The 25,823-nt window shown below is 64.1% G+C and carries 24 protein-coding genes; 11 read left to right on the top strand and 13 right to left on the bottom strand.

Translation table 11 applies throughout. From position 1 onward, the window contains the following. Positions 1-4: 4 nt before the first annotated feature. The 4 genes from VJ109_RS06485 to VJ109_RS06470 all read left to right on the top strand — a co-directional run bounded on the left by VJ109_RS06485 (position 5) and on the right by VJ109_RS06470 (position 2,955). Complete coding sequence (locus tag VJ109_RS06485) at positions 5-148, top strand: hypothetical protein (protein WP_324759948.1); 144 nt, start codon at positions 5-7, stop codon at positions 146-148. Positions 149-174: 26 nt separating this feature from the next. After that, the gene (locus tag VJ109_RS06480; protein ID WP_324759946.1) at positions 175-624 is read left to right on the top strand and encodes a hypothetical protein; all 450 of its coding nucleotides are present in this window, start codon (positions 175-177) and stop codon (positions 622-624) included. A gap of 122 nt (positions 625-746) precedes the next feature. Beyond that, the gene (locus tag VJ109_RS06475; RefSeq protein ID WP_324759944.1) at positions 747-1,751 is read left to right on the top strand and encodes a Cdc6/Cdc18 family protein; all 1,005 of its coding nucleotides are present in this window, start codon (positions 747-749) and stop codon (positions 1,749-1,751) included. 85 nt (positions 1,752-1,836) lie between these two features. Further along, entirely contained in the window at positions 1,837-2,955 is a 1,119-nt protein-coding gene (locus VJ109_RS06470) for a phospholipase D-like domain-containing protein (RefSeq protein WP_324759941.1), read from the top strand. 41 nt (positions 2,956-2,996) lie between these two features. Here VJ109_RS06470 and VJ109_RS06465 read toward each other — a convergent pair whose 3' ends face one another. After that, on the bottom strand, positions 2,997-4,085 hold the full coding sequence (locus tag VJ109_RS06465; RefSeq protein ID WP_324759939.1) for a DUF4238 domain-containing protein: 1,089 nt from the start codon (positions 4,083-4,085) through the stop codon (positions 2,997-2,999). 276 nt (positions 4,086-4,361) lie between these two features. On the opposite strand from VJ109_RS06465, the gene VJ109_RS06460 reads away from it, so the two are divergent. Beyond that, positions 4,362-5,210: an alpha/beta fold hydrolase gene (locus tag VJ109_RS06460; RefSeq protein WP_324759937.1), complete on the top strand. Its 849-nt coding sequence runs from the start codon at positions 4,362-4,364 to the stop codon at positions 5,208-5,210. 113 nt (positions 5,211-5,323) lie between these two features. Here the strand turns inward: VJ109_RS06460 and VJ109_RS06455 are convergent, their stop codons facing one another. The 3 genes from VJ109_RS06455 to VJ109_RS06445 all read right to left on the bottom strand — a co-directional run bounded on the left by VJ109_RS06455 (position 5,324) and on the right by VJ109_RS06445 (position 10,038). Then, positions 5,324-7,717 carry a DUF2309 domain-containing protein gene (locus tag VJ109_RS06455; RefSeq protein WP_324759936.1) on the bottom strand — a complete coding sequence of 798 codons (2,394 nt, stop codon included), beginning with the start codon at positions 7,715-7,717 and terminating at the stop codon, positions 5,324-5,326. After that, positions 7,707-9,194, bottom strand: coding sequence for a proton-conducting transporter transmembrane domain-containing protein (locus tag VJ109_RS06450; RefSeq protein ID WP_324759934.1), 1,488 nt, complete (start codon positions 9,192-9,194; stop codon positions 7,707-7,709). Before VJ109_RS06450 ends, VJ109_RS06455 begins: the two co-directional genes overlap by 11 nt. A 379-nt stretch (positions 9,195-9,573) precedes the next feature. Further along, positions 9,574-10,038 carry an Lrp/AsnC family transcriptional regulator gene (locus tag VJ109_RS06445; protein ID WP_324759933.1) on the bottom strand — a complete coding sequence of 155 codons (465 nt, stop codon included), beginning with the start codon at positions 10,036-10,038 and terminating at the stop codon, positions 9,574-9,576. Positions 10,039-10,221: 183 nt separating this feature from the next. Here VJ109_RS06445 and VJ109_RS06440 point away from each other — a divergent pair, with 183 nt between their 5' ends. Both VJ109_RS06440 and VJ109_RS06435 read left to right on the top strand, forming a co-directional pair. After that, positions 10,222-11,997, top strand: a complete 1,776-nt coding sequence (locus tag VJ109_RS06440) for a glycosyltransferase family 2 protein (protein ID WP_324759932.1) — start codon at positions 10,222-10,224, stop codon at positions 11,995-11,997. 24 nt (positions 11,998-12,021) lie between these two features. Beyond that, a complete protein-coding gene (locus VJ109_RS06435; RefSeq protein ID WP_324759930.1) occupies positions 12,022-12,561 on the top strand; it encodes a metal-dependent hydrolase in 540 nt (179 codons plus the stop codon). A gap of 7 nt (positions 12,562-12,568) precedes the next feature. Here the strand turns inward: VJ109_RS06435 and VJ109_RS06430 are convergent, their stop codons facing one another. The 3 genes from VJ109_RS06430 to VJ109_RS06420 all read right to left on the bottom strand — a co-directional run bounded on the left by VJ109_RS06430 (position 12,569) and on the right by VJ109_RS06420 (position 15,545). After that, on the bottom strand, positions 12,569-13,006 hold the full coding sequence (locus VJ109_RS06430; RefSeq protein ID WP_324759929.1) for a cupredoxin domain-containing protein: 438 nt from the start codon (positions 13,004-13,006) through the stop codon (positions 12,569-12,571). A gap of 57 nt (positions 13,007-13,063) precedes the next feature. Next, complete coding sequence (locus VJ109_RS06425) at positions 13,064-14,548, bottom strand: lipopolysaccharide biosynthesis protein (protein ID WP_324759927.1); 1,485 nt, start codon at positions 14,546-14,548, stop codon at positions 13,064-13,066. 100 nt (positions 14,549-14,648) lie between these two features. Next, complete coding sequence (locus VJ109_RS06420) at positions 14,649-15,545, bottom strand: DUF8471 domain-containing protein (RefSeq protein ID WP_324759925.1); 897 nt, start codon at positions 15,543-15,545, stop codon at positions 14,649-14,651. Positions 15,546-15,683: 138 nt separating this feature from the next. On the opposite strand from VJ109_RS06420, the gene VJ109_RS06415 reads away from it, so the two are divergent. Then, a complete protein-coding gene (locus tag VJ109_RS06415) occupies positions 15,684-16,460 on the top strand; it encodes a DUF7982 domain-containing protein (RefSeq protein WP_324759924.1) in 777 nt (258 codons plus the stop codon). Between the two features lie 17 nt (positions 16,461-16,477). Here VJ109_RS06415 and VJ109_RS06410 read toward each other — a convergent pair whose 3' ends face one another. After that, complete coding sequence (locus VJ109_RS06410) at positions 16,478-16,762, bottom strand: DUF8044 family membrane protein (protein ID WP_324759923.1); 285 nt, start codon at positions 16,760-16,762, stop codon at positions 16,478-16,480. Positions 16,763-16,863: 101 nt separating this feature from the next. Between VJ109_RS06410 and VJ109_RS06405 the strand changes: the two genes are divergently transcribed. Next, positions 16,864-18,909 carry a hypothetical protein gene (locus VJ109_RS06405; protein ID WP_324759921.1) on the top strand — a complete coding sequence of 682 codons (2,046 nt, stop codon included), beginning with the start codon at positions 16,864-16,866 and terminating at the stop codon, positions 18,907-18,909. Further along, positions 18,906-20,654, top strand: a complete 1,749-nt coding sequence (locus VJ109_RS06400) for a glucosamine inositolphosphorylceramide transferase family protein (protein ID WP_324759920.1) — start codon at positions 18,906-18,908, stop codon at positions 20,652-20,654. Before VJ109_RS06405 ends, VJ109_RS06400 begins: the two co-directional genes overlap by 4 nt. Before the next feature lie 109 nt (positions 20,655-20,763). Here VJ109_RS06400 and VJ109_RS06395 read toward each other — a convergent pair whose 3' ends face one another. Further along, positions 20,764-21,033, bottom strand: a complete 270-nt coding sequence (locus tag VJ109_RS06395) for a DUF7571 family protein (protein WP_324759919.1) — start codon at positions 21,031-21,033, stop codon at positions 20,764-20,766. A gap of 180 nt (positions 21,034-21,213) precedes the next feature. Between VJ109_RS06395 and VJ109_RS06390 the strand changes: the two genes are divergently transcribed. Next, entirely contained in the window at positions 21,214-21,420 is a 207-nt protein-coding gene (locus VJ109_RS06390; protein ID WP_276179232.1) for a cold-shock protein, read from the top strand. A 129-nt stretch (positions 21,421-21,549) separates the two neighbouring features. Here the strand turns inward: VJ109_RS06390 and VJ109_RS06385 are convergent, their stop codons facing one another. The 4 genes from VJ109_RS06385 to VJ109_RS06370 are packed head-to-tail and all read right to left on the bottom strand — an operon-like array spanning position 21,550 to position 25,800. Then, a complete protein-coding gene (locus VJ109_RS06385; protein ID WP_324759918.1) occupies positions 21,550-22,329 on the bottom strand; it encodes a glycosyltransferase in 780 nt (259 codons plus the stop codon). 3 nt (positions 22,330-22,332) lie between these two features. Further along, positions 22,333-23,283, bottom strand: a complete 951-nt coding sequence (locus tag VJ109_RS06380) for a glycosyltransferase family 2 protein (RefSeq protein ID WP_324759917.1) — start codon at positions 23,281-23,283, stop codon at positions 22,333-22,335. A 16-nt stretch (positions 23,284-23,299) separates the two neighbouring features. Continuing rightward, positions 23,300-24,529: a glycosyltransferase family 4 protein gene (locus VJ109_RS06375; protein ID WP_324759916.1), complete on the bottom strand. Its 1,230-nt coding sequence runs from the start codon at positions 24,527-24,529 to the stop codon at positions 23,300-23,302. Then, positions 24,526-25,800 carry a glycosyltransferase family 4 protein gene (locus VJ109_RS06370; protein ID WP_324759915.1) on the bottom strand — a complete coding sequence of 425 codons (1,275 nt, stop codon included), beginning with the start codon at positions 25,798-25,800 and terminating at the stop codon, positions 24,526-24,528. The genes VJ109_RS06375 and VJ109_RS06370 overlap by 4 nt, the downstream gene beginning before the upstream one ends. Positions 25,801-25,823 lie beyond the last annotated feature (23 nt).

The following is a 25,823-nucleotide window of genomic DNA, read 5'->3' as shown; positions in this document are numbered from 1 at the left end:
AGGTATGTCAACTGAATCCGTCCGAGAACCCGGTCAAGGTGGCGATGATGAGCCACAAGTCCCCGTAGAGGTTCTTGAAGCTATCGACGGTCTTGCAGAGGGTAACACCGCTAGCAAGGAATCTATCGAAGCCGCTCTTAAATTTTAAGCCCCGTCAGTTCTTTCGATTAATTAGTGGTCCCTGTTCGCTTAGGCGGTTCGGAAGAAACACATTTCATATTTGAGGGTGGTGTTCCCCAGCATCTGGCTAGCTTAACAGCTACGGAACAAAGGGAGCTTCTCACAAAACTCAAGAATATGGCTGAAGGGGAAGCACCGCCTGACAAATTTCTATATGAACGGATTGGGAATCTGGATATAATCCGGTTCAGTAGTGACGGGAGAGCCTACTCCAAGGTAGTGACATATATTCCGGAAGGTAACACTCAATACCACATTGTGTATGTGCTGTATGTTGATGCGGAACATGAGTATGACCAAGGTGAATTAGGGAAGTTCAGTCAGCAGGCGCAACAGAAGTTGGAGAGAATCACAGATTTAGAATCGGTTGATAATGTCGATTCATATCTTGAAAAATATAATTCGCTCACCGCAGAGGACTTAGACGACCTCTTGAACGGCTAACCTGGGAATTAGCATACGAAATTCTTGCGTATGGGTATCGTAGTTGAGAGAGGGCTATGGAATTGGAAGAATTGGAAACAGCCCTCTTCCAATTAAGTAGTTGGAAACACAATAAGTTGGTAATGATACGGGATGCACGAGTTCTGCACCCAGAATTTGTGCCGGGCGACGTGGTACACCGCCAGCACGAAATCAACACCCTCACTGCCGCGTTAGAACCTCTCACAAACAGGAATATTGCAGAACCCGTCTTTCTGTACGGCCCCTCGGGGACTGGGAAAACCTGCATCGCCCGCCACACCGTTGAGAAACTCCGTGAGACTGTTTTTGACCTCGAATACCAGTACGTCAACTGCTGGGAGGACTACACTCGCTTCAAAACGCTGTACCGGATTCTCGACGGTCTCGACAAAGGGTTCGATATCCACCGTCAGTCCACGCCCCGAGACGTGCTTCTTGACCGACTCAGAGACTATGACGGACCACCGTACGTCGTCATCCTTGATGAAGTGGACCAGCTTGAGGACAAGCGGATTCTCTACGAACTCTACCGTACATCTGGACTCGCGTTGATGCTCGTCGCTAACGATGAGACAAGCGTGTTTGCGGACCTGAATGCTCGGCTCTCCAGCCGGTTCCAGACAAGCGAACGCATCCACTTCAACCGATATGCGCTTGCTGAGTTAGTGGAGATATTGGAAGACCGAGCGAAGTGGGGTCTCGAACCTGAGGCGGTTTCCACTTCTCAATTGGAAACTATCGCTGACGTAGCGGCAGGTGATGCACGAGTAGCGATTGGAATTCTGAGAAACGCGGCAAAGAAAGCGTCTCAGCAGGGTTTGAAAGAAATCACAGATGTAGTAATTCAGGAGAGTGTTCCGGAAGCGAAATCGGAAATCCGCCAGCAGAATCTGGACAAGCTCACCGACGAACAACAGGTAGTGTTCGATATCATTGCAGAGGCTGGTGAAATCGCACCCAGCCACCTCTATGAGGAGTATCAAGACCGTGTGGATGACCCGAAAACAGACCGCACTGTCAGGAATTATTTGGAGAAGATGGAGCGATACAATCTCATCAGAGCAGAGGGCGAAAACCGAGGTCGAACATACCGTATAGTCTCATAGCTCTCGTTATTCGTTTTGTAACCATTTCAGGTTGCTTCCCTCGAACATACGAATCTTTTTAGAAATTTAACTCCATACAGACACTATGACGCGGTTGGTCTACCACGCTGGTGACGATGACGATTCGCCATTTGACACATCAATTACAGATATACTCTCTTCCAGTGACTCTGCTCGAATAGCTTGCCCCTATATCGGACTCTCTTATTTCCAAAATCTTGTCGGGGATGTTGATTCGTGGCGACTCCTCACAGACGTTGAAGCATGGATTGGACTCTACAGAGGCGAAGCTCGCCACGATATACAGAACTTCATAGAGACTCACTCACCACAGATTCATCATGTCCAAGACCTCCATGCGAAAGTTGTACTCGGAGACGAGATGGCCCTTGTTGGGTCAGCTAACCTCACGACTAAAGGAATCTCACAGCGGGAAGAAATGGGCGTTCTATTAGATGCCCCAGAAACTATTGCAGAGTTATCAGACTGGTACGATACCCTCTGGTCGAACAGCGACACCGTTGATACTGATGTACTGTCAGAAATAGCATCTACATCACCATCATCACCACCTACCACCGACTCAGAAACCCCCTCATTGAGTTCATCTGCACCCCGTATCAACACCTCAATACCCTCTTTCCACTCTTCTACGAGTACTACAAAAGAAGTCTCTCCTCACGGAGAAGACACAGATTTAGTGGAACTTATTTCGAGAACACCGGATAGAGAGTGGATTGAGTCGTACCTTGATTTGATGAGCAGTCTCATTTCGGAAACCGGGTTGGATGAGGATGACCCCCGTATAGTCACGACGATGAAGCAGTCCGATAGAATTGCCGTCATCATCAATCAACGATACGTCCTTGGTACGTTCTTCTCAGGGACCCCAAAGACAGGCTTCATCCTCCCAGATTGGATGGACGGCTTAGATGAAGTTATCGAGCAATCAGTGGAGGACGAACATTTCCAATTTAAACGACTAGTCTGGGAGGATGAGAGTGTATCACGACCGCATTGGCTAGAGTTCACCAGGCGACCAGACGAAATCCTTGCGGAGAAGATACGCCGACATTGGATGCAAGCCGCTCTTGCAGAAGCCGATAGAGCTTCTCAATCATCGTATTCCTCTCACGACCCTCAACTCTATCGACTCGCGGTGAACCGAAGCTACCGGAAATCCATTCTAGACCGGGCCTTCTGAACCTATCTCTGGAGCTAGCTATTCAGGTGAATGTAGTCAAATCACCCGTCATTTTCTGCATCTGATATCACGGATTCAATCCTCTGATTGATTGCATCTGAAACTCCTTGCCTCCGTTCAATATCCGACCACTTCTTTGTAGTCTGTTCAAGGAACGGAATATTTGGTGAATAGTCGGGGAGATATGGCCCGAATTCAATCACCTCATTACCTGACTGAGAAATTTTGTTCCCCTCCTCATGGACCTCTGTCTCCAATTTCCGCTTTCTTGTCTGGGACTTAACATTCGAATGTAACTCCTTCATCTCGTTTTCCCGGCCAGAAGGTGTATACAGAACGTTATCGAGTGCATTTAGAACTTGAAGTGTATTGATGGACTTGACTGTCTCAACTCGCCGGACTCGCAGTGATGCCGGATTGTCTCCGTGGGTGAATTGATAATGGTCAGAATCATACAGAAACATAACTCGGTTGGGGGATATTGGACAAAATATCTGAAGTCCAGGGCTTTGTAGTCCTCCCAAGAATCGGTCTCTTTGTCTTTTGAACTTGGGGTTGTCCATAATAACTGGATGGTCTGATGTAATAAAACCCGTATCTGTTCCATTGATGAGGAGTACACCACGGAGGTCTGCAATATACTCTGGACCAAGCAGGGCTGACAGAATCATCCGAGGATGCATACTCTCATGTGAAACTGTTAGTTTATCTTCTCGGAGTAGATTCAATGCCTCTTCACCTATCTCCCCCGATTCAACCCCCATCTCTGCAATTTCCTCAGCAACATCAGTGAGCATTTTATCCATGTCTTCCTTTTCCTGTTTAGTCCTCATCCGCTGGAAGAGAATGAATCTCAGTAGATTCCGATAGTCCTCGCCAGACACTACTGATAACGTTTGAGCATCTCGGAGTTGTTGCAGTATTCTCTCACACTCTGCCTCAAAGGGCGAGATACTCTTTTCTTGTTCCGCCCCCCCGTAGAACCAGTCTTCAGAACAGAGGTTACTGATTGGCGTAGGTGGGAATTCAGTTTCCCGTTCAATATTGTATGCACACAGGCGGTCATCAGAATTTGCAAAAGGACGGAGATAATGCTGTGGGACGTAATGTTGGTTCTTGTAGGGTGGCATAGTTTCAAACGTTTAGAACACACTCGTAGTGAGACTACAATTAACTGGCGACAAAAGTTCCTCTACTAATTTTCACACCCAGTGTTACTCTCTGCCTTTCCAAATTGATTTACTGAAATTATTATACAAATGATGGTTTGTCAATATCCATCCTCAGACTTTCTGGCTCGGGACCATCACTAATTCTATATCGCGATATATGATTTATTTTGACTCACGACCGACCTGCTCGCGCCCGCCCAAACCCTTCTGTGTCTGGCCCCCGAGCGCCCGGACATGCCCGCAGAAGCGGCCGTCAGCGTCGATTCGAACCGGATCCACTATCTCGAAGCCGGCGCCGAGACCGACCCGACGGTCGTCTTGCTCCACGGCGGGATCATCGACGCCGCGGGGGTCACCTGGCGGCCGGTCATCGACCGGCTCGCGCCCGACTACCACGTCCTTGCGCCGGACCTGCTTGGTTACGGCGCGAGCGACGTGCCGCCCGGGTCGTACTCGATCGAACGACACGCGACGGTCGTCGGTGACTTTCTCGACGAACTCGGTCTGGACGGTGTCACGCTGGTCGGCCACTCGATGGGCGGGGGTATCGCGATCCAACTCGCGCTGGGCCGGCCGGCCCTCGTCGGGACACTCGTCCCGATCGACGCCTACGGCCTCGGGAGCACGCTCCCGAACGGCGGGCTCTCGTATCTCCTCGCCCGGGTCCAGACGTTCAACCGGCTCTCGATCGCGCTGTTCCGGCGGAGTCGGCGGTTCACCAGGGCCAGCCTGGGCGGAATCGTCCACGACCTCGACTCGCTCCCGGCGGACGCGGTCGATGCGGTCTACGAGGAGGTCCAGCGGCCGACCGCCGGCGTCGCGTTCCGGCGCTTCCGCGAGGCCGAAGTCACCCGCGAGGGCTACCGGACGACGTTCGTCGACCGGTTCGGGGAGGTCTCGGTTCCGACGCGGTTCGCCCACGGTGCCCACGACGAGTTGTTCCCCGTCGAGTGGGCACAGCGGGCGGCCGACCGGGTTCCGGACGGCTCGCTCCGGGTGTTCGACGACTGTGCCCACTGGGCGCCCCGGGAGAACCCCGGCGCGGTCGCCAAACACATCAGATCGGCAGTATTGGACGCGTAGGCGGCCACAACGGCCGATTCTGTGGCATCGGGGAGCTTCCGTTGAACTCCTGTGATAAACCGTTAACTGCTATATCGAACCACGGTGAGCGTGGGTGGCCGGCTCCGAGCCGATCAGTCGTCGGCGACCGCTGGCGTCTCCGGCATCGCGGTCACCGGCGGCTGATCGTCGACTGGTGCCCACTCCAGGTCGCCGTCGTAGTGGAACGCACGGTGGTCCTGCTCGGGATCGACGACGGTCAGCGAGAGCCAGCCGTTGTCGAGCAGTTGGGTGAGCTGGTCGTCGTCGGCCAAAATCTCGGTCACCCGCTCGACCGGCGCGTGGATCACGGTCGAGAGCCGCAGCGGCTGGTGGTACGGTTCGTCGTCGGCCGCGTGGACCGACTGCAACGGGAGGCCGGTCAGCAGGTCGCCGCCGTTGCCCTGGTAGACGCCGACGTTCCCGACGGGGTTCTGCGTCACCTTCGAGCCACTGCCGTAGACTGCCGGATCGACTGTCGAGAAGTAGTACTGTGCGTTGATCCACTGGGTGACGACCATCGGCCCGGTCATGATCGCTTCGAGGGCGTCGCCTTCGGCGTCGGTCGCCCAGTCGTAGGAGTGGAGGAACGAGCGGCCGTCCAGATCCAGGTTCTCGGTGAGGTCCCGGGGTCCGATCACGAAGCCAGCGTTGCCCGCGAGCCCCCACTCGGGGCGGGTCTCGGCCCAGTCGGCCGCGCGGCGCTCGGTCTCGCGGACGCTGTCGCCGTCCGCGCCGGTCCGTTCGGCGGTCGCACGCGACTGTGCGGTGTCGAGGTCCGCTTCGAGTTGGTCGATGTCTTCGGCGTGGCTCTCGGGGACGCGCTCGTCGTACAGGGTCATATCGTCGGTGGTCGTGTTGTGCTCGGCGGCGACGAAGACGGTGTCCGCGGGGATGTCGAATCCGCGCTCGCGGAGGTCGCTCTTGACCGCCTGGTCGTTGCAGATCGCCGCGAGTACGCGGGCACTCGGACCGCCGGGGTTGCCGGCACAGGCGCCACAGTCGAGGCTCGCATCGTGGGGGTTGTTCGCCGTCTCGCTGGCGTGGCCGGCGAAGACGACCACCCGGGCGAACTGTTCCCAGCCCATCAGGTCGAAGGCCGTCTCGGCGTACTCGACTTTCTCCTCGTGGGTGAGCCCCTCCCGGAGTTCGCTGACGGCGTCCGGGTTGTAGTCGACCGTCGGCTCACAGAACTCCCGTTCGGGAGGCGCGTCGTCAGCGGTCGCGAGCACGTCCGAGAGGCGGCCGGGCAGGAGGGTCCGCGCCGCGAGCGCGGCCCCGTAGCCCGCGCCGGCACTCTCGACGAAACTGAACGCGGTCGCGGCGTTCGATTTCAGCGCCTTGAGCACCTTCTCCCCGGTGCCGACGGTGTGGTGATGGTGATCGTGTGCACGCCGTTTCGCGTCCTCGCCGGTGCTCGGACGGTCGGTGATCCGGTGCTGGGCGTCGACGATGGGGGGACACGCGTCGACGGCCACGTCGGCGTCGTATCCCTCGTAGCGCATCGGGACGCCAAAGAAGCCGGCGTAGCCGTGGGTCTCGTAGTCCCCCGTCGCCTCGATGTGGCGGCGGATGACTTCAGAGCGGGTGTCGATACAGAAGACGAACTGGGCGTCGGGCCGGCTGTCGTCGGTCTCGCGCGTGGCGCTCTCCTCGGCGACGGCGCCGACCAGTTCCGTCCGATAGGTCGCCTCCCAGGCGCTCAGCCACGCCTCCGCGATCGCGACGGCGTCGTCGTCATCGTCGTCGGACTCCGCCGGCGGCGTCAGCGGTGCCCCGAACGCGTCGGTAACGGCCAGGCGGGCGGCGAGATACCCCGCGAGCGTGATCGGGGACGCCGACTGCCACTCGCCGCCGTCGGCGGCCCGCTGTTTGATGTAGCCGGTCCAGCCCGGCAGCGCGGTCAGGTGGGACTCGAACAGCTCCTCCCACTCGCCGGGTGGGACCTCGCCGAGCAGGCGGTGGAGCGCGTCGATGGGGTCCTCGGGGAGTTCCGCCACGGAACCGGGGTCGGGGAGCTGGCCGTCGTACTGTGCGGCCGCGCGGAAGGCGGCGTAGAACCCGTCCTCGCGGTTGGGCATCGACCACGTCGCCTGCCCCTCGTCGACGAAGGCCGCGAGCCACTTCGTCACCACGGCGTCGACGCGGTCGGTCGGGGTTTCCTCGTCGGTCGCCGGGGTCTCTGACTCGGCGGCTCTCATGCGCTCCAGGCTCGCTTCGGGATCGGTCTGACAGCCGTGTTCGGCGAGGGTGTCGGTCAGGACATCCGTGTCGATCTGTCCGTTCTCCCAGGCCGCCTCGAACATCTCGGGGCTGGGATAGCCGTCGCCGCCGAAGCGGTCCGCTCCCTTTCGGACGGCCTCCGGGAACGGTTCGTCCTCAAAGCCCGCGAGCGGGTTCGCGGTCACGAAGGAGTGAAGCGGCCACACGCGGCCGATCGGCTCTGCTGCGCGCTCGATGCTCTCGCGGATCGCTGGGTCAGTACTCATTGTAGTCCTCCGTTGCAGTCAGCAGGGTTCCGGACGGGGGCTGTGCGGCGTTCAGTAGAGCCACGTAGAGGCGCTCGCTGCGCTTGTAGACGCCCGTCTCGATGACGAGGTACGCGGCGGCGAAGGCAGCGGCGACGACACCGTGGACGAACGTCAGGTCGGTCGGGGGCGACCCTAGCGGGAGCGGCGCCAAGAGACTCGTGACGGCGGTGTACACCGCGGCGTAGACCGCGATGGCAACCAGGAAGATCAGCGGGACAACCACGTAGCGGACGGTCGTCGGGAGCCCGCGGTGTTTGACGGCTGTCCGCGTCGCGTGCAGGGTCGTCAGCGAGACTAAGCCGGCCAGCAGCAGGCCGGTATCGAGGCTCGTCCCCTTCCCGGTCAACGCCGCGAACACCGCGCCGCCGGCCAGCGCGGTCACGACGGTCACTGCGACGCCGACGAGACCGGAATCGGTCGGGTGACTCGCTGTCGTCGGTGCGGTCTGCTCGACCTGATCGCCGGCGGAGAGGAACTGATAGGCCTTGTAGAAGCCGTGCAGGAGCAGGTGGGTGATCGCGGCCCCGAAGAAGCCGAGGCCGGCCTGGAGGATCATGAAACCCATCTGCCCGACCGTCGAGCAGCCGAGTTTCCGCTTGATGTCGGTCTGGACGGTCTTCAGAAGCTTTCCGAGCAGTGCGCTGGCTGCCCCCACGATCACGATGGCGAGCATGACCGTGGAGTCGAGGGCGACGACGGGGGCGAACCGGACCAGCAGGACGCCGCCGGCGTTGACGAACCCGGCGTGCATCAGCGCCGACGCGGGCGTCGGCGCGGTCATCGACGAGAGGAGCCAGGAGTGAAACGGCACCAGCGCCGACTGGATCATCGCCGCACCCACGAGCGCCAGCACCGCGACCAGCCAGGGGACGGTCGGGATCGTGTCGACGGCCGCGACGATGCCCGAGACGGTACTCGCACCTGTCGTCCAGGCTAATACTGCTAGTGCGAGCGCCAGGAGGCCGCTACTGGCCAGGAAGTACCGGCGGGCCAGCGTCGCGGCGGCCTGTGCCTGGGGCCACCCGTTCGCGTAGCCGATGAGCGCCGCCATCGTCAGTCCCATCGCCAGCCAGGCCGCCCCGAACAGGGCGACGTGGTCGGCGGCTACCAGGACCAGCACTGCGATCGTGAACCCGAACACACGCGTAAAAAACCGGGGTAGGTCCCGACTACCGGCCATGCAGCGGCGGGAGTAGCTGTGGACGATACCGCTGAAGAAGGTCACGACGACCCACAGCAGCACCGTCAGTCCGTCGACGGCGACGACGCCGCCGGACTCCCAGGAGACGCCGGTGAGCAACCGGGCGGCCAACACGCCCAGACTCGCCAGCCACAGGAGCCACACCGCTCGTGTGAGTGCCCGGGGTGTGGTCGGGGTCGATTCCGTCGGTTCCGGGAGCGGTGCGATCGTCGTCGAGCGGTCGTGTTCTGTCATCGTTGGGGGTCGTCGACGGACCGTGTGGAGCAGTGTCGCGCCACAGACGGGGATCCGGTCGACTTCGCCCGCTAGTACGAACAAAATGTGCATTAAATATTTCTATTCGATCAATCTGTTCGCATAATCTGGTATTATAGAACATTATGTTCCCAAAGATACGACTCGCCGCCAGACAGTGTCGGACTGCGTTCGATAGCGGTTCTGCGCGGAATTCCGCGTGTCCGGGACCGAGAGTGCCGCTGCGCCGTCCCGTTCACGATCCGTTCGGATATCGCGGAGAAGAGAACGAGTCGGTCTCTCGATGGCTCGGGCGGGAACGCGGAACCGGGGGGATCACGGGAGTCTCAGGCTCCGGGGCCGCACTGCTGACGGGCGCTCACTCGGGGACGAACTCGCCGAACGGCTCCGTTTCGTGGCTCCGGACGAGCACCTCGTCGGCGACGGTCACGCCCATGTCCAGCAGTTCCTGTGCCACCGGGGTGATGTCGCTGTCGGACTCGCCGACGACGGTGACGAGCAGGTTCTGTTCGCCGGTGACCAGTTCCTGGACGGAGACGACGCCGTCGATGTCCAGAATGTCCGGGATGAGGTCGCCGCGCTCGGGAATCGCGGCGGTACAGAACAGCAACATCCGCAGAGGGTAGCCCGACCGCTGGTAGTCGATATCGGCGCTGTAGCCTTTGATCATCCCGTCTGATTCCAGCCGCTGAATCCGTTTCCGGACGGTACTGTCCGACGTTCCGGTGCGTTCGGCGATATCCCCCGAGGACATGCTGCGTGCGTCTTCCTGGAGCGCATGGAGGATCGCCCGGTCCACGTCGTCGATGGCTTCGTCTGCCATACGGACACGTCACGCGTCCGTGACAAAGGCACTTTGGCTCGGGCGGTGATCGGTTGTTCGAACGGGCCGTCAGATCCGTCACTCGGCCAGTACGATCACCTTACTCGGTTCCGGGTACGAGAAATAGATACTTACTTGCCAATCGGAGTCGTTTAAGGGAGTATCAGAGACGTTGGAGGGTGGATGGCTGAGACACAGACACAACAGTTGGACGGGATATCAGCGACGAAATCACTCACTGCAGCCGCTGGTGACGCTCGGTTGGTGACGCTGACGGTCCAGTCCGAACGGGACGACACGATGTTCGTCAGACTCGCTGACCGAATTCCGGCTCAGCAGTCTCTCGTCGACCCGTCTCGGGGATCGAACCGGCCCGACCGGACGGGTTACAACGACGGTCGACTCGTCGTCGAGCGGGTGCTCCGTCCGGGCGAGGAAGTGACGATCGGCTATCTCCTCATGGGTGAGGCCCCGGAACTGCCCGAATTGATGACCGAACTGGCCACTGAGGTGACTTCGAATACCGACCGGATCGGGGCGGCGGTCGTCCTGTGGGAGCGTGCCGACGGGTCGACGGTCCCGCTTCGACTCTCTCGTCCCGAGGAGACGCCGACGGGTATCGAACGCGGCCTCCCGCTCGTTCACTTAGACGGGGATGTCACCGAGAGTCACTCGCTCCCGGCGGTCGGGATCGTCCTTACGGAGCGAAACGAGGACGCCGTCTACCGGACGGTCATGCGGGCAAAACGGCGCGGCCACCCGGTTATGGTGACCTACCCGGTCACACTGGCCGGGTCGGAGATGGTCGAGATGCTCGAATCCCTCGGTGTGACGGTCGTCGAGCCGTTGTCCGACGAGGGCACTGTCGTGGCGCTTCACAGAGCGCTTTCGACAGCCGCCCGGGAGCGGGGATTCCCGGGGCTCGTCCTCCAGACGCGGGACTGCCCGCGCATCGACTACGAGCGGACGCTCGACGCGCTGGAACGGAGCGATTTCGAGACCATCGCCATCCCGGAATCCTGGCGGGAATCCTCTCAGGGACCGGCCGTCGTCGTCGGGATTCCGGCCTACAACGCCGCCAACAGCATCGGTCGAGTCGTCGAACAGGTCATGACGTTCGCCGACGAGGTCGTCGTCGTCGACGACGGTAGTCGCGACGATACGGCCGGTGCCGCCAGAGCCGCGGGAGCGACGGTCGTCGTCCACGAACGAAATCGTGGGTACGGCGGCGCGCTCAAGACGGTCTTCCGGGAGGCCGACGCTCGCAACGCCGCCCATCTGGTCGTCATCGACGCCGACGGACAGCACAACCCCGCGGACATCCCGCTGCTCGTCGCCACGCAGGACGACAAGTCGGCCGATATCGTGATCGGGAGTCGCTATGCCGCTGGCTCGCAGACAGACATCCCGTTCACCCGTTCGATCGGACTGGCTGTCATCAACAACCTGACGAACGCCAGCCTCGGGAACCTCCGGCCCAGCGGCTGGATTCGGGACACACAGAGCGGTTATCGAGCGTACAACCGCCGGGCGATCCGCTCGCTGGCCGGCGACGACGCCATCGGCGAGAACATGGGGGCAAGCACTGACATCCTCTATCACGCTCACCGGAACCGCCTCAGCATCACGGAGGTCGGAACGACGATCTACTACGATGTCGAGAACAGCAGTTCACAGGACTCACTCAGCCACGGGGTTGATCTGGTACGTAACATCGTCTGGACGATCGAGTACGGCCGGCCGCTGTTGATCGTCGGGCTTCCGGGCGTCGTGAGTACGGTCACGGGCGTCTTCGTCACGGTCCTCCTGATGACACAGTACGTCCAGGACGGGCAGTTGGCTTCCGTCCCCCTCGTGACGAGCGTCCTGTTCGCTCTCGGGGGAGTGTTGCTCTGTTTCGCCGCGATCCTGATGCACGTTCTCAACAACCATCCGACGTTCAGGCGGTTCTCGTCGTAGTTTCAGCGGTCACGCCTGCTACACATGCTCCCCTGGACTCATCTCGCGTTCGGGTACGCGCTCTTCCTGGCCGTCCTCGTCGTCTCACGGCGGGCGGTCTCCCGGGCGGAACTCCTCGCACTGCTCGCGGGCACACAGCTCCCTGATATCGTCGACAAACCCCTCGCCTGGTGGGTCCACCTCCTCCCGTCGGGTCGGTCGCTGGCGCATTCGTTGTTGTTTGCGGTCCCGGCCGTCGTCCTCGTCACCGTTGTCGCCCGCTGGTACGGCCACGGCGAACTGGGGCCGGCGTTCGCGCTCGGGTACGCGAGCCACCTCCTGGGCGATATCTACGTCGAGCTGTGGTACTGGCGGACCGAGGAGTTGACCTTCCTGCTATGGCCGGTGTTGCCACCCTATCCCTACGACGATTTCACTGGTTTCCTCGACTTCGCGCTCCGGGCCGAAGTGACCACTGGGCTCGTGATCCAGTCGGGGGTCGCGGCCGTCGGGCTCGCGGTCCTGGCAGTCCAGTTCCTCCGGGCACCGTGGTGGCGCCCGCCAGCGGACAGACACGCCGGGTAGGGCGGCCCTACTCGACGACGACGGTCCCGATCATCCCGGATTCGTGTGGGATACAGAAGTAGGGGTACTCCCCGGCAGTCTCGAAGGTGTGGGCGTACGTCTCACCGGGACCGACGCTTCCCTCCGGATAGCTCCCTCTGGCCGCCGACTCCGTATCGAACTCGCCCGAGGCGAAGAACGCGCCCCCCTCGGGGAGGTCGCTCTCGTAGGCGGTGACACTATGAGCGACCGAGCCGACCGTCTCCCAGACGACCGTGTCGCCGACACCGATCTCGACTGTCTCCGGGACGAACTTCAGCGAGTCGGTCATCTCCACTAGAACCTCGGCCGGGCCGGTCGTCGGGGTCGCAATCGGGGTTTCGGTCGCGGCCGAATCGGCGTCCGAACAGCCCGCTAGACCGACCGTGCCGGCGCCAACGAGTTGCAGCAGTGTCCGTCGGTGCATACGGCTATCTGGATCCCCGTGTGATTAAGACTGTCTCCGGCCGGTCGTGCCGTCGACTCACTCCTCGCCGAAGCGTGCGACGTTCGCCCGGGCCTTCCGGCGCAGCGACGGCGAGAGGAGGGCGACGCCGAGATAGACGACCCCGCCGAGGACCACCTGGCCCAGCAGGCGCGGGAGCGTCGTCGGTGGGACGACCGTCCCGACGGCGACGAGCGTTCCGGCCATCGCCCCCGCGGCCCCGACGCTCCAGCCGATGTCGCCCAGCGCGAATTCGAGGGGGACGATCCGCCGGAGGAACACCCCGAGAGCGACCGTGTGGACCGCCATCGAGAGCCCCGTCGCGACGGCCCCTCCCACCAGACCGTACCGGGGGACGAGCACCAGGTTCAATACGACGTTCAGCGTCAGCGAGACGACGGTCGCGCCGGCGCCGATGTCGGGCCGGTCGACCGCCCGGACCGCCGCGTCCAACACGATGTTGACGGCGGCGACGACTTTCTCGCCCATCAGGACGACGAACGCGGCCGCCGCCAGGACGTACTCCGGGCCGAAGACGAGCCCGAGCAGTTCCTCCGAGAGCAACGCGACGCCGGCGAAGGCCGGGATCACGAGGAACAGCGAGGCGGTCGTTCCCTCCCGCAGCGTCGTCCGTATCTGCTCGTACTCGCCGCTGGCGCTCCAGGCGCTCAACTGGGCGAAGACGGTGTTGGCGACGACCCCGCCGACCACCGCGGTCATCAGGGTCACGCGCCAGGCCAGTTCGTAGCCCGCGACGTGGGCCGACGAGAGGAAGAAGCCGATGACCAGTAGGTCCATCGTGTTGTAGACGTGCCCGCCCAGCCCCCAGATCCCGTTGAACTTCGCGTAGTCGACCAGCGTCCGGACGTGCTCCCAGGCCGGCCGGGCCGGGTGGATCGAGACCCGCGAGACGCCGGCCACCAGCAGGACGACGTAGCCCGCGACGACGCCGTACAGGAGCGCCCGGACGCCGAACCCGAACTGCAAGAGGGAGACGGCGACGACGACGTAGGTGACCAGCCGCAGGAAGTACAACAGCGCGGTCTCGTCGGTCCGGAGTTCCGCACGGAGGACGTGGACGGTCAGCGTCGACAGTTCGTACAGCACCGTCGTCACGATCAACAGGAGCGCGATGTCGGCCCCGACGTAGCCGTTGACGAGGTCCCGGAACAGGAAGACGACGACACCGAGAGTCCCGATGAGTGCGAGTTTCAGCGCGAGTGCGGCACCGAGTATCTGGCTCGGCGCGGCCCCCTCACTGATGCGCTTCTCGACGGCACCCCGGAGGCCGAAATCACCGAACGTCGCTAGCGTACTTAACACGGCCTCGAAGAGGAAGAACACGCCCAGCCGTGCCGCCCCGAGTTCCGTCGCGAAGTAGACGGTACTCAGGAAGCCGACGACGGTCCCGAACAGTTCGAGACCGAGGAGAAGTCCACCAGCCCGGGCGAAGTTCAACCGCCTCGGGACCGTTGTCCGGGACGCCGGCCGGACGGGGTCGGGACCGCGGCGCTTTTCTTCCATCGCCGCAGTTACGCTCCCGGCCCGTTCGCGTTGTCACTACCGGGACGATACATACCATGTTGTCGACGATTACCGACTTAAACGTACGGATCGCCGCCGGTCACGACTCCGTAACCGTCACCTGAAGGTGGACCTGCCGGTCGGGCGACCCCGCCGGTTCGCCACCGAAGTACACCGCATACGTCAGCCGTAGCTCGCCGGACACCGTCGGGGTGATCGTGTGTTCGACCTGTGCAGTCCCGCTCGCGGGGTCGTCGAACGTGAGCCGCCGAAGCTCCGTCTGCTCGCTGACGGTCCCGTCCTCGGCGAGTCGCTGGAGCGTGACGACCGCCGTGACCGGCCTCTGGCGGTCGGTCCCGCTTTCGGCCCCGAGTATCAGTGTCGTCGGCTCGCCCTGTTCGAGCCGACTCGGGTAGTCGTCGGCGACTGCTCCGTCCGCGCCGGGCGTCAGCAGATACGCCTCGGCGGGCGTCCCGTCGGCCGCCGGCAGGCCGTAGACGGCACCGGCGGCGAGGACGAGCGAGAGACAGACGGCTGCTGACAGTGCGAGGTCGGTCGGGCGGTCGCCGACAACTCCCCGGAGTTGCTCGCGTGCTGCCCCGAGCGAGATGCCGGCGGGCGACTCGACTCGACGCCGTCGGACGACGGCGACCGCGAGCGCGGCCAGCGTGAGGACGGTGGTCCCGACGAGTACGGGGAGCTCCCCGAAGCCGAAGACGCTGAAATCGAGCCCGATCCCCACGACGAGGACGACCCCGACACTCGCGCCGAATCCGAGGACGAGTCGGCTGGGGACCGAGAGGCTCCGATCCGCCGAAAACTGCTCGGGGAACAGCGCCGCGACGACGGCATAGCCCGGGCCGACGAGCAGGAACGGGACCACGAGGAGCGGTCGAAGGACACTCTCGCTCAGTACTGGGAGCAGGACGGCCGCGTTGACAAGCCCCAGCCAGCAACCGACCGCGAGGAGGTCCCCATGGTGTGATCCCCGATCCATGGCCAACCTTGCTCCGGCGCCGATGAAAACCCTATCGGTGGTCGCAACAGCAGTACTAAGTCGGTTCGTCGCCTCCCGTCGGACGAATGAACTGGGACGACAGGAGCAGTCGGGGTCCGCTTGCAGTGGTGTGGCCCGATGCGTAGGACCACAACTGAGAGCCCACTCCGAAGGTGGCCGTCGATCCCGACGGCGCTGTTGCTCGTACTCGGCGTCGCCGGGCTCGCGGTTCGGTTCCAGGCCGCTGCACTCCCGATCGAACCGACCGACGACAGTCTCTCCCTGTTGCTGGCGCTGTCCGGGACCCTGCTGGTCGGTGGCGTCGTCAATCACGTCCTCACTGCCGGTCGTGACCTGCCGCTCACGGTGACAGCCAGTACTGCGGCCGCCGCCGGGAGGACCGTCGAGTCACTTCTCGTCCAGCGGGAACTCGACGACAGGCGTGTCTACCTCCCGGCGACGACCGACCGGGGTCCCCGGTTGGTCGTCCCCGGCGGCGAGGGTGACCCGATAGCCCACGCGGAACAGGCGTTCGACGACCAGACCGAAGCGGTCGTCGTCACCCCGACGGCGGCCGAGATGGTCACGGGCTTTCGGGAGCACCGGACCGACGCCGCGGCGACCGACGCGACACATCACGTCGACGCGCTCTGTGACGGGCTCACGGCGGTATACGACCTCGCAGCCGGCGCGAGCGGGACCGTCGACGGTCGGCAGGCGACGGTGTCGGTCCGTGGCTGTCCGCTGGGGGAGCCCCGCCGGATCGACCACCCGGTCTCCTCGTTTCTCGCGACCGGACTCGCGACCGCACTGGACCGACCGGTCGAACTGACCGAGGTCCGGCCTGACGGTGGTGAGCGGGCCTACGCGTTCACGGTCGAACTGCGCTGGCCGGCCGGCGAACAGGAGTCGTAATCGACGGGTGCCGACCCTCACAGCCCGCGGACGAACAGCTCCGTCGCGGTCCTCCAGACCTCGACGGCGACGACGACGATGAAGACGGAGAACCCGGCGAGTACCAACACACGAATGCCCCGGCGCCAGGGAGGGCTCGCGTACAGTGCGGTCGTCCGCTGTATCGCGACGAGCGCACCCAACAGCGTCAGAACGAACCAGTGTGTCCCGGTGAGTGCGCCCACGGCGGCGAGACCGACCACGACGGCGAGGGACCACCCGACGAGCAGGCGGATCAGGCGGCGCTGGCGGCGGGTGGGCATATGCTCTCTCCGCCGGCGGCCGGCAAAAGCGTGGCGCCGTCCAGTACAGTTTTGCCCACCGGGGGCCTGCGTGTGGATATGATGAGAACCGAGCCCGTCGGATGCCGACCGGTCGCCGCGTCCCGCTCTGGGCGCCGATGACAGCCACCGATCGAGTCACCCTGGTGGGGGGAGCGGTCATCGCGCTGACGGTCGCTGCACTCGGCGGCGTGGTCGCACTCGGTGTCCTCGAAGTCGCTTCGGCGATCAGAGCCGGGTACGCCGTCATCGCGGCAGTGATCGCGCTGGCCCTCTATGTGCTGACTCGTGGCGACGGGACGCCAGCCGGTGAGGCGCCGATCACAGCGGTCCAGACGGCCAAACTTGTCGTCGTCCTCGGCGCAGTGGCCGTCGCTGTGACTGCCTGGACCGGTACCCGGTTCGCGGCGTTGCTCGTGGTACTCCCAGCCGGATATCTCTTGGTGGGAACACAGATTCGTCACGACGGGGCAGCGGTCCCGACGCTGGTGGCGACGAGCGTCCTGTTCGCGGTTCCGCCGATCTCGAAGCAGCTCACGACCGGCTTCTACTTCGGTGGGACCGACACGTTCGCCCACGTCGACAGTCTCAACCGGCTGTTCGCGGCCGGGTACACGACGGTGTTGCCCCACGGCTACGACTTCTTCCCCGGCTTTCACCTCTTCGTCGGCGCGGCCTCGTTACTCGGGGGACTCTCGCCGTACGACGCCCTCGTCTGGGTCGGGATCGGCGTCTCCGCGCTGCTGGTCCCGACGATGTATCTCGTCGCGACCCGTCTCTTCGAGGGGACGCGGCTCGCCCTCGGGGTGGCGCTGGCGGTCACTGCCGTCGAGTGGGTCGGTTACCACGCCGTCTACTTCTTCCCGCAGACGCTCGCGGTCGTCCTGCTCGGCGTCGGGTTCTACGTGGCGATGTCGCTCCCGACGGCGGGAACGACCCGCCGCTACCGCCGCTACGGCGCCTACACGCTCGGATTGGTCGCCGTACTCGTCTCCGTCCATCACCTGACATACGTCGTCGCGCTCGTCCCCGTCGGTGCGGTCGCGGCTGTGACCTACGCGGTCCCGTTCGTGGCCGAGCGCGTCGACCACACCGCACTCCAGCCGCTGGCCGACGCCCGGCGTCGGCTCCGCTTCCGGTGGAGCTTCCCGGTCGTCGTCGGCGCCGCCGCAGTGGTGAGTTACCTCGTCTTCTCCGGCAGCATCATCGTCTACGGGATCTTCGGGCTTGCGTTCGGAATCGGACAGGAAATCGCCGGTAGCGGCGCGTTCTCGACGTTCCTCTACGGCGTGACCGTGCCGCCCGACACCGCCGAGCGCGCGCTCTCGTGGTTCGCTCGGCCGACGGGCATCTACTACAGTCTCTTCGGTGCCGTCGCGTTGGTCGGGCTCTACGAGATGCTCGCCGCCGGCCAGCGGTACGCCCACCGTGGACCGCTGCTGGCCGTCGCCGTCGGGACGGTCCCGCTGTTCCTCCCGTTGCCCGTCCAGATCCCCCAGATCGAGCGGATCACCGTCGTCGCGGTCCTGTTCGCGGTGCTCCCGTTGGGGGTCGGGGTCGCCCGTACGCTCGGTGGCTTCGGACCTCGTGCCGGCCGGACTGCCGCCGTCGTCGGGCTTGTCCTGGTCGCGACACTGGGTACTGCTGGGGCGCTGACGACGCTGACCGCGGACGACATCGAGGCGGTCGACGTTCCCGATCGCGACGTACAGACGGCGATGTCCGACCGGGAGTACGCCGCGACCGTCGAAACTGCGACGTTCATCGATCGATACGGCACCCAGCCGGCCGCGTCGGATCAGATCACCGCCCGGGCGTTCGCTTCGGCCCCGTTCGCCGGCAGCGACCAACTCGTCAGACAGCAACAGGGGTTACGGGCCGGCCCGGACGGACTCTCCGCACCGACGGGGTACCTCGTGGTGCGTGACAGTTGGGCCGACTCTGTCGTCCCGGTGGCGTCCGGACGGGGGCTGCTCTCGGGAGAAGTCGCCTTCTTCACCGTCTCGGAGGCACGCTACCGAACGGAGACGGCCCGCCACAGCACCGTCTACTCGGCGGGCGAGGCGCGTGTCCTCTACGACGGGGAGCGCTACGACGGCCTGTTCGGCGAGGGCGGTGATTCCCAGTGACACCCGCTGAAGGGGACGGCTCCGCTCCCGCCGACAGCGATCCGACTCGGGTTGCAGTCGCCTGCTCGGGGCTCGAACTCCCGTCCTGGCAAGCACGGGTGATCCAGTCGTTGCGTGCGGTCGACTCGGTGTCGATCGTGTTGCTCCTCGACGAATCACCGGCCACTGGCCGGCCCGCCTCAGTCCACCTCGATCCGGGACGGCGGCTGTCGGCGGTCCCCGACGCGACGACCGATCCGTCCTGGTCGGTGTGGGACAACTGGCAGCGGCTCACCCCCAGGCCCGGTGCCAGCACGGTCGTCGATCTGAGGGATGAACTGGGTGGAGTCGAGCGGGTCCCGGTCCAGGGCCGCCGCGAGGACGGCGCGGTCGAGTTGGGCGAGCGAGCACGGCGGGCGGTCTCGCTGTCTGATCTCGACGTGTTGGTCCGGCTCGGTGGGCTTGCACTCAACGACGAAGCGGTTCTGTCGGCCCCGACCTACGGCGTCTGGGAGTTCCGGTACGGCGGCGACGGCCAGGGTGGAACCTGGCCGCCCTGTGTCGACGAACTCCGTGCCGGCCATCCGGTCACACACGCCGCGCTCTGGCGGGTGACAGGCACGAACACCGGCGTTCCGTTGCGCCGTGGGACGTTCCCGACGGTCGGCTACTCCTGGCCGGCGACCGTCGACCGGCTCTTCGTGGGGAGCGCGGGCTGGCCCGCCGCCGTCGCTGTCGACATCGCGATCGGCGAGGCGGACTACCTGGACGGCGAGTCGGTCCCGATCGACCGTGAGGCGGGTCGGGAACCCGGCGTCGGCGGCGTCGCCGGACTGGCGTTCGCACAGGTCCGTGCAGCGTGGGACCTCCTGACGAGCGGCAGCGGCGTCTGGAGTATCGGGGTCACCGACACGCCGATCGAGGCCGTCGTCGCCGACCCGGCGGGGACCGACTTCGAGTGGTTCCCGCTCCCGGACAGCCGGCGGTTCGTCGCGGACCCGTTCCCGGTTCGGATCGACGGCGACCCGTATCTCCTCTTCGAGGAGTTCCCCTTCGACACCTCGAAGGGAGTGATCTCGGCGCTCAGTCTCGACGACGACCTCTCCTTTGCCAACACCGAAGTCGTGTTCGAACAGCCGTTCCATCTCTCCTACCCCTACGCGTTCGTCCACGACGGCTCGACGTACGTCACGCCGGAGATGGCGGAGGGCAACGAGATCAGGCTCTACGAACTCCACGGCCCGGCCGAGTGGGACCACGTCGAGACGCTCGTCCCCGACGTGATGGGGATCGACCCCACCGTGATTCAACACGACGGGCGCTGGTGGCTGTTCTGCACGCTGCTCGACGAGCTTCCGGAGACCAACCTCCACGTCTACCACGCTCCGGAGCTGCGTGGCGACTGGGTTCCCCACGCCAACAACCCCGTCAAGACCGACGTTCGCTCGGTTCGGCCCGCGGGGACGCCATGGACCGAGGACGGGACGCTCTATCGACCCGGCCAGTACTGTGCCGGCGGGTACGGGAAACGCGTCGTTGTCAACCGGGTCGACCGACTGACGCCGACGGCCTTCGAGGAGACCGTCGTCGGTGAACTCGTGCCCGATGCGGACGGTCCCTACGCCGGCGGCCGGCACACGCTCGCGGCCAACGAGGACATCACGGTGATCGACGGCTACCATTCCGTCGTCGATACCTACCACACGCTCCGGCGTGCCCGGATCGTCCTGCAAGGGCTCTCGAACCGCCTGCCACGGTTCCCGTAGACGGGACATCGAATCCGTCACGACATTCGGTGTACCGACGGACGGCCGAACTACCGGGGGGGACGCCCGCTTATCGACCGATCAGAAAACGTTCGGGAGCGGGCGCCGTTCAGGTGGATTCATGGCCACGCGTCCAACCGGGGTCGTGGCCGGTGTGGTCTATCACGTCGGAACGGCACGCCGGGCAGTAGTCGGGGGTGACGGATTCGCTTCGGGGAACGTACACAGCGCCGCCGCATTTCACGCACGCATCCGCGACGATGGTCGCACAGTCCGCACAGACGTTGAAGTCGTCGGCCGTGAGCTCGCGCAGGGGTTCGAGTCGTTTGTTCAAGAGATACTCGTCGATAACCGTCTGGCAGCTGTGACACGGTTGCATGACGATGCGGATTACATCTCGCGACCACGCGGTAAATACTTGCCTCCGAAAACGGGCTGGCGCCTGTGATTCGAACGAACCGTACTCCCGACGCCCATCCCACAGGCGCCGGAAACGGAGTGCCGTGGTACCCCGACTCTCGGAAGTGTTATCCGCGGGGCGGGGTTACATTCGTTTGTAATGGCAAACGGTAAGGTTGACTTTTTCAACGACACTGGCGGCTACGGTTTCATTTCGACTGACGACGGCGATCTCGACGACGACGAAGACGTGTTCTTCCACATGGAAGACGTCGGCGGTCCGGACCTCGAAGAGGGGCAGGAAGTCGAGTTCGACATCGAATCATCCCAGAAGGGACCCCGCGCGACGAACCTCGTCCGCAACTAACGACTGAGCCTGCCCGTCGTTCGTAGCGATGGTCGGCGATTCGTTCTTTCAGATATCTACGCCGTAGCGAGTGCGCTCGTCTCCGTTGTACTGACCGCGAACTCACCAGTCGCGTTCACTGACACGCTGTCAGGGGAGATACTTCGCGACCAGACTCCGACAGAGGTACGCCGCGGTGAACGGATGCGGGGAGAGCCGCAGCGCCCGGACGTAATAGTCGATCGCCCGGTCGTAGGCACCGGCCTCGTGACAGGAGACGCCGGCCTGCGTGAACGACTGGACGTAGTAGGGCTCGACGTACGGCTGTGCCTCGGGCACCCGCTGGCTCACCAGATAGGCGAACCGCTTGTCGACCGCGACGTAGTCGGTGACGGGGAGTTCGGTCGCGGTGACGCTCCGGTCGTGGGACCGCCGGGTGTACAGGTCCGGACAGAGGCAGACGCCCGCTTCCGTCGCGGCTTCGAGGATGAACAGCAGGTCCTCTCCCCGGGTCAGTCCTTCCTCGAAGGTGGTCGACACCTGCTCGGTATCGAGCAGGATCGACGGCGTCAGCGCCGCCATGTCGCCGAGCAACACCCGATAGACGAAGTCGTCCATCGACATCGGTTCCCCCTCGACGCAGATGCCCGCACCCGTCTCGGCCATCCGGTCGAGTTGCCGCGTGAGCTTCTCCGGTTCCCAGAGGTCGTCGGCGTCCAAGAACGCGACGTATCGGGTGTCGGCCCGTTCGAGACCGCGGTTGCGCGCCCACGCCGGCCCGCGGTGGTCGGTGTCCTCGACGACGAGACACTCCGTGGGGACCGACTGGGCGGCGACGGTCTCGCGGGCCTCAGCCAGCATCGATTCGGGGGTGAACTTCGGCCCGTACGGGATGACCACGGAGACAGTCGGGGAGTCGTCGCCCGGCACGGGCTACCGACCCCCCGCTGCACCGGCCCGCTTCAGCCGGCGACGGGTACCCATCACTCCCCACCAAGCCAGCCGGACCCAGTTTTTCGGCTCCAGCAGGGCGTCCGGTTGCAGATACGCGAGCCCCTCGCGGAACCGGCCGTTCTGGAAGAAGACGGCGACGATGTGGAGCCGGTGGGTCCGGTTGATGTGGGTGCCTTCGGCTTCGAACTCCCGGATCAGGTCGGCGTGGCGCGAGAGAAAGCGGCGTTTGTTGTCGACGAGTTCCTCCGGCGACGGGTCCCCGCCCGAAGACGGAACGACCACGAGCGCCTCGTCGACGTAGGCGATCTTCCCGCGGGCGAGCAACTGGAGGACCAGATCCCAGTCCTCGTGGTCGACCAGTTGCTCGTCGAAGCCGTCGGTCGCCAACAGTGCTTCGCGCTCGACCAGCAGCGTCGAGCCCGGACCCATGAGGACGTTGACGGTAAGGATCTCCCGTGCTAGTTCGCGTCCCCCCTCCAACGCATTGGGGGCTGCGAACACCTCCCGGGAGAGCCAGTCGACGGTCCGCCCGAGCGCCGACGGCTTGGGGGTCAGAAACTCACAGTAGACGCCGATCCACTCCGGCGAGCGCCTCGATAGTTCGTCGAGTTGCCGTTCGAGTTTCCCGGGAAGCCAGTGGTCGTCAGAGTCGAGGAAGGCGACGTACTCGCCGCGCGCGGCGTCGATACCGGTGTTACGGGCGACGCTTCGCCCTCGGTTTCCTTCGTGGGTGATATACCGGACCCGTTCGTCGTCGATCCCTGCCACGACGGCCGCGGTGTCGTCGGTGCTCCCGTCGTCGACGACGACGACTTCGATGTCGGTGACCGTCTGTGCGAGTGCGCTCTCGATCGCGCGCCGGACCGTGTCGGCGCGGTTGTAGGTCGGGATGACGACGCTGACGCGGGGCGGGCTGTCGACCCCGTTCATCGCTCCTGGCACGCGATCATCGGAACGCCTCTTTGTGGATGTCCGTGACCTGTTTGGCGTGGTGTTGCCAGGTCCACTGTTCGTCGAGCAACCGCTGGAGGGCCGCCTCGCCCATCTCTCGCAACCGTTCGGGGTCGTCGGCCATGCGGTCGATGGCCCGCCGGAGTGCCTCCGCGTCTCTGGACGGGATGAGTTCCCCGGTCACGCCGTCCTCGACCATCTCCGGGATGCCGCCGACGTTCGTCGCGAGCGCCGGGGTCTTCGCGGCCATCGCCTCGTAAATCACGGTCGGCCGTGCCTCGGTCCAACTCGGGTGGACGAGCATGTCGGCGGCGACCTGCCAGCGGCGGAGTGCGACCGGATCGAGCCGCCAGAAGGAGTGGGCCGGATGTGTCAGCTCGCCAAGTTGGTCGAGCAGCCACCACCGCATGTCGCCCTCGTGGCCGACGGTGACGAGGTAGATGTCGTCCCTGTCGAGCCGTCGCATCGCCTCGATCAACTCCCTGAGGCCCTTCTGTTCGTAGTAGGCGCCGACGAACAGCAGGAGCGTGGTGTCCTCGTCGATACCAAGTTCGTAGCGGATCTGTTCGCGGCGGTCGGTCGGGAACTTCCGGGGGTCTTCCCCGATCGGGACCGTCTCGATCTTCGCGGGGGCGGTCAGCCTCCGCGCGATGTCGTTCAACTCGTCGCTGACGGTCAGGACCTTCGACGCGTAGCTCAGGGTCTCCCGGATGTGGGCCTTCGCCTCGTCGGTGAACGTCTCGTAGTTTTTCAGTTCGGAGGCGTGGCTGGTCACGACGAGCGGGATGTCGTGGCGCCGGCAGTAGGGTAACATCCCGTAGCCGTCGAGGTAGATATCGCAGGTGTGGACCACGTCGTGGGGTGTCTCGAAGGTCCGCTCGACGTACCGGGGGACCCGTTTCTGCATCGACCGGCCGGAGTAGTGGTAGAACCGGTTTTTCGGGATCGCGTACAGGAACCGGGGATAGTGGACGCGGTAAGTCCCCCACCGTTCGGTCTGTGGGATGTTCCCGTACTCGGAGTTCGGGCCGATCGGCGGCGCGAAGGGGGTCGGCGACACCACGTCGATCTCGGCGGCCGTCCGGTTGATCGCGTCGAGCGAGCGGTGGTTGAACGGCGTCCGCACCTGGAAGACGTGGTTCTGGTGGTGGGCCGAGGAGACCATCGCCCGGTACTGTACGTCGTTGGCCGACTCGAAGCTGGGGACCGACGAGAGGTCCGTCATCGGCGCCCTCCCGTGGTCGCGACGAGGTCCCGCAACATCCCGGCGAGTCGCTCCCCGAGGACCCGCCGGTCGTAGTGTTGTTCGACGTGCTCGCGGGCCTGTCTCCCCAGTCGCTCGCGCTGGTCGGGATCGGCGAGCAGTTCGTCGAACGCGGCGGCCAGGGCCTCGGGGGAGTTCTCGACGGCGAGTCCCCCCTCCGAGGCGTCGATGAGATCGCTGAACGCCCCCATGTCGGTCCCGACGACCGGGAGCCCACTCGCCATGTACTCGTAGGTCTTCAGCGGGACGGCATAGCGCAGTCCCGGGCTGTCTTTCAGCGGAGCGACCCCGATCGAGGCCGAGGCGAGCAACCCGGGCACCGCGTCGCGTTCGACGGGGCCGTGGATCTCGACGCGGTCCTCGACGCCGAGTTCGGCGACCACCGCCTCCAGGCGCGATCTGGTGTCCCCGTCGCCGACGAGTTTCAGCGTCGCGTCGTGCTCGATCAGCGCCATCGCCCGGATACACGCTTCCAGGTCCTGGGCGTGGCCGAAGATCCCCGTGTAGATGATCGTCCGGCCGTCGTCGCCGGTCCCGCGATCCGGGCCGAACCGCTGGACATCGACGGCGTTGGGTGCGACGAGGAACCGTTGCGCGATGGCGGGGCCGTGGGCGCGTTCCAGCAGGCGACTCATCTCCTCGGTCGTCGTCAGAATCCGATCGGCCCGCAACAGTAGCAGGTGTTCGTAGCGCCGACTCAGCCGCGTCGAGAGGCTCGTCTCGCGGATGAACCCGAGCCCCGCCGCGGCGTCGATCCAGAGGTCGCCCACGTCGACGACCAGTGGCTTGCGGGTGAGTTCGCCGAAGACGAGCCCCGGAATCCCGGTGAACACCGGCGGTGTGGTACAGACGACGGCGTCGAACTTCCGGCGGTGGTACAACAGCCACAGCGTCGCGTGCAGTGCGAACAGGAAGTAGTACGCGAGCCGTTCGAGCGCGTTCGGGTCGACGCGGCTCGGTTGCCAGGCCCACAGCCGGTGGACGTCGATATCGCCGTCGGTCGTCCGCTCGTGGCGCCGCCAACTCCGGGCGTACGTCTCCGGTGGGTACGACAGGGGCGGTGCGACCACACTCACCGCGACCCCGTCGTGTGCGAGCTGCCGGGCTGTGTCACCGACGCGCGACGCGTTACCGCCCAATTCCGGCGGATACTGCTGGCTGACGAGCGCGACCCGGACGGGTCCCGAGTCACCTCCGACCTCAGAACTGCTTCTTCGGGAACCAACTGACATCTGTCTGGGTATCAAGTGCAGCA

Origin of the sequence: Haloarcula montana (genome assembly GCF_035666295.1) — an archaeon.
GTDB lineage: Archaea > Halobacteriota > Halobacteria > Halobacteriales > Haloarculaceae > Haloarcula > Haloarcula montana.
Note: the sequence above shows the minus strand (reverse complement) of the source record. Positions and strands in the feature narration are given on the sequence as shown.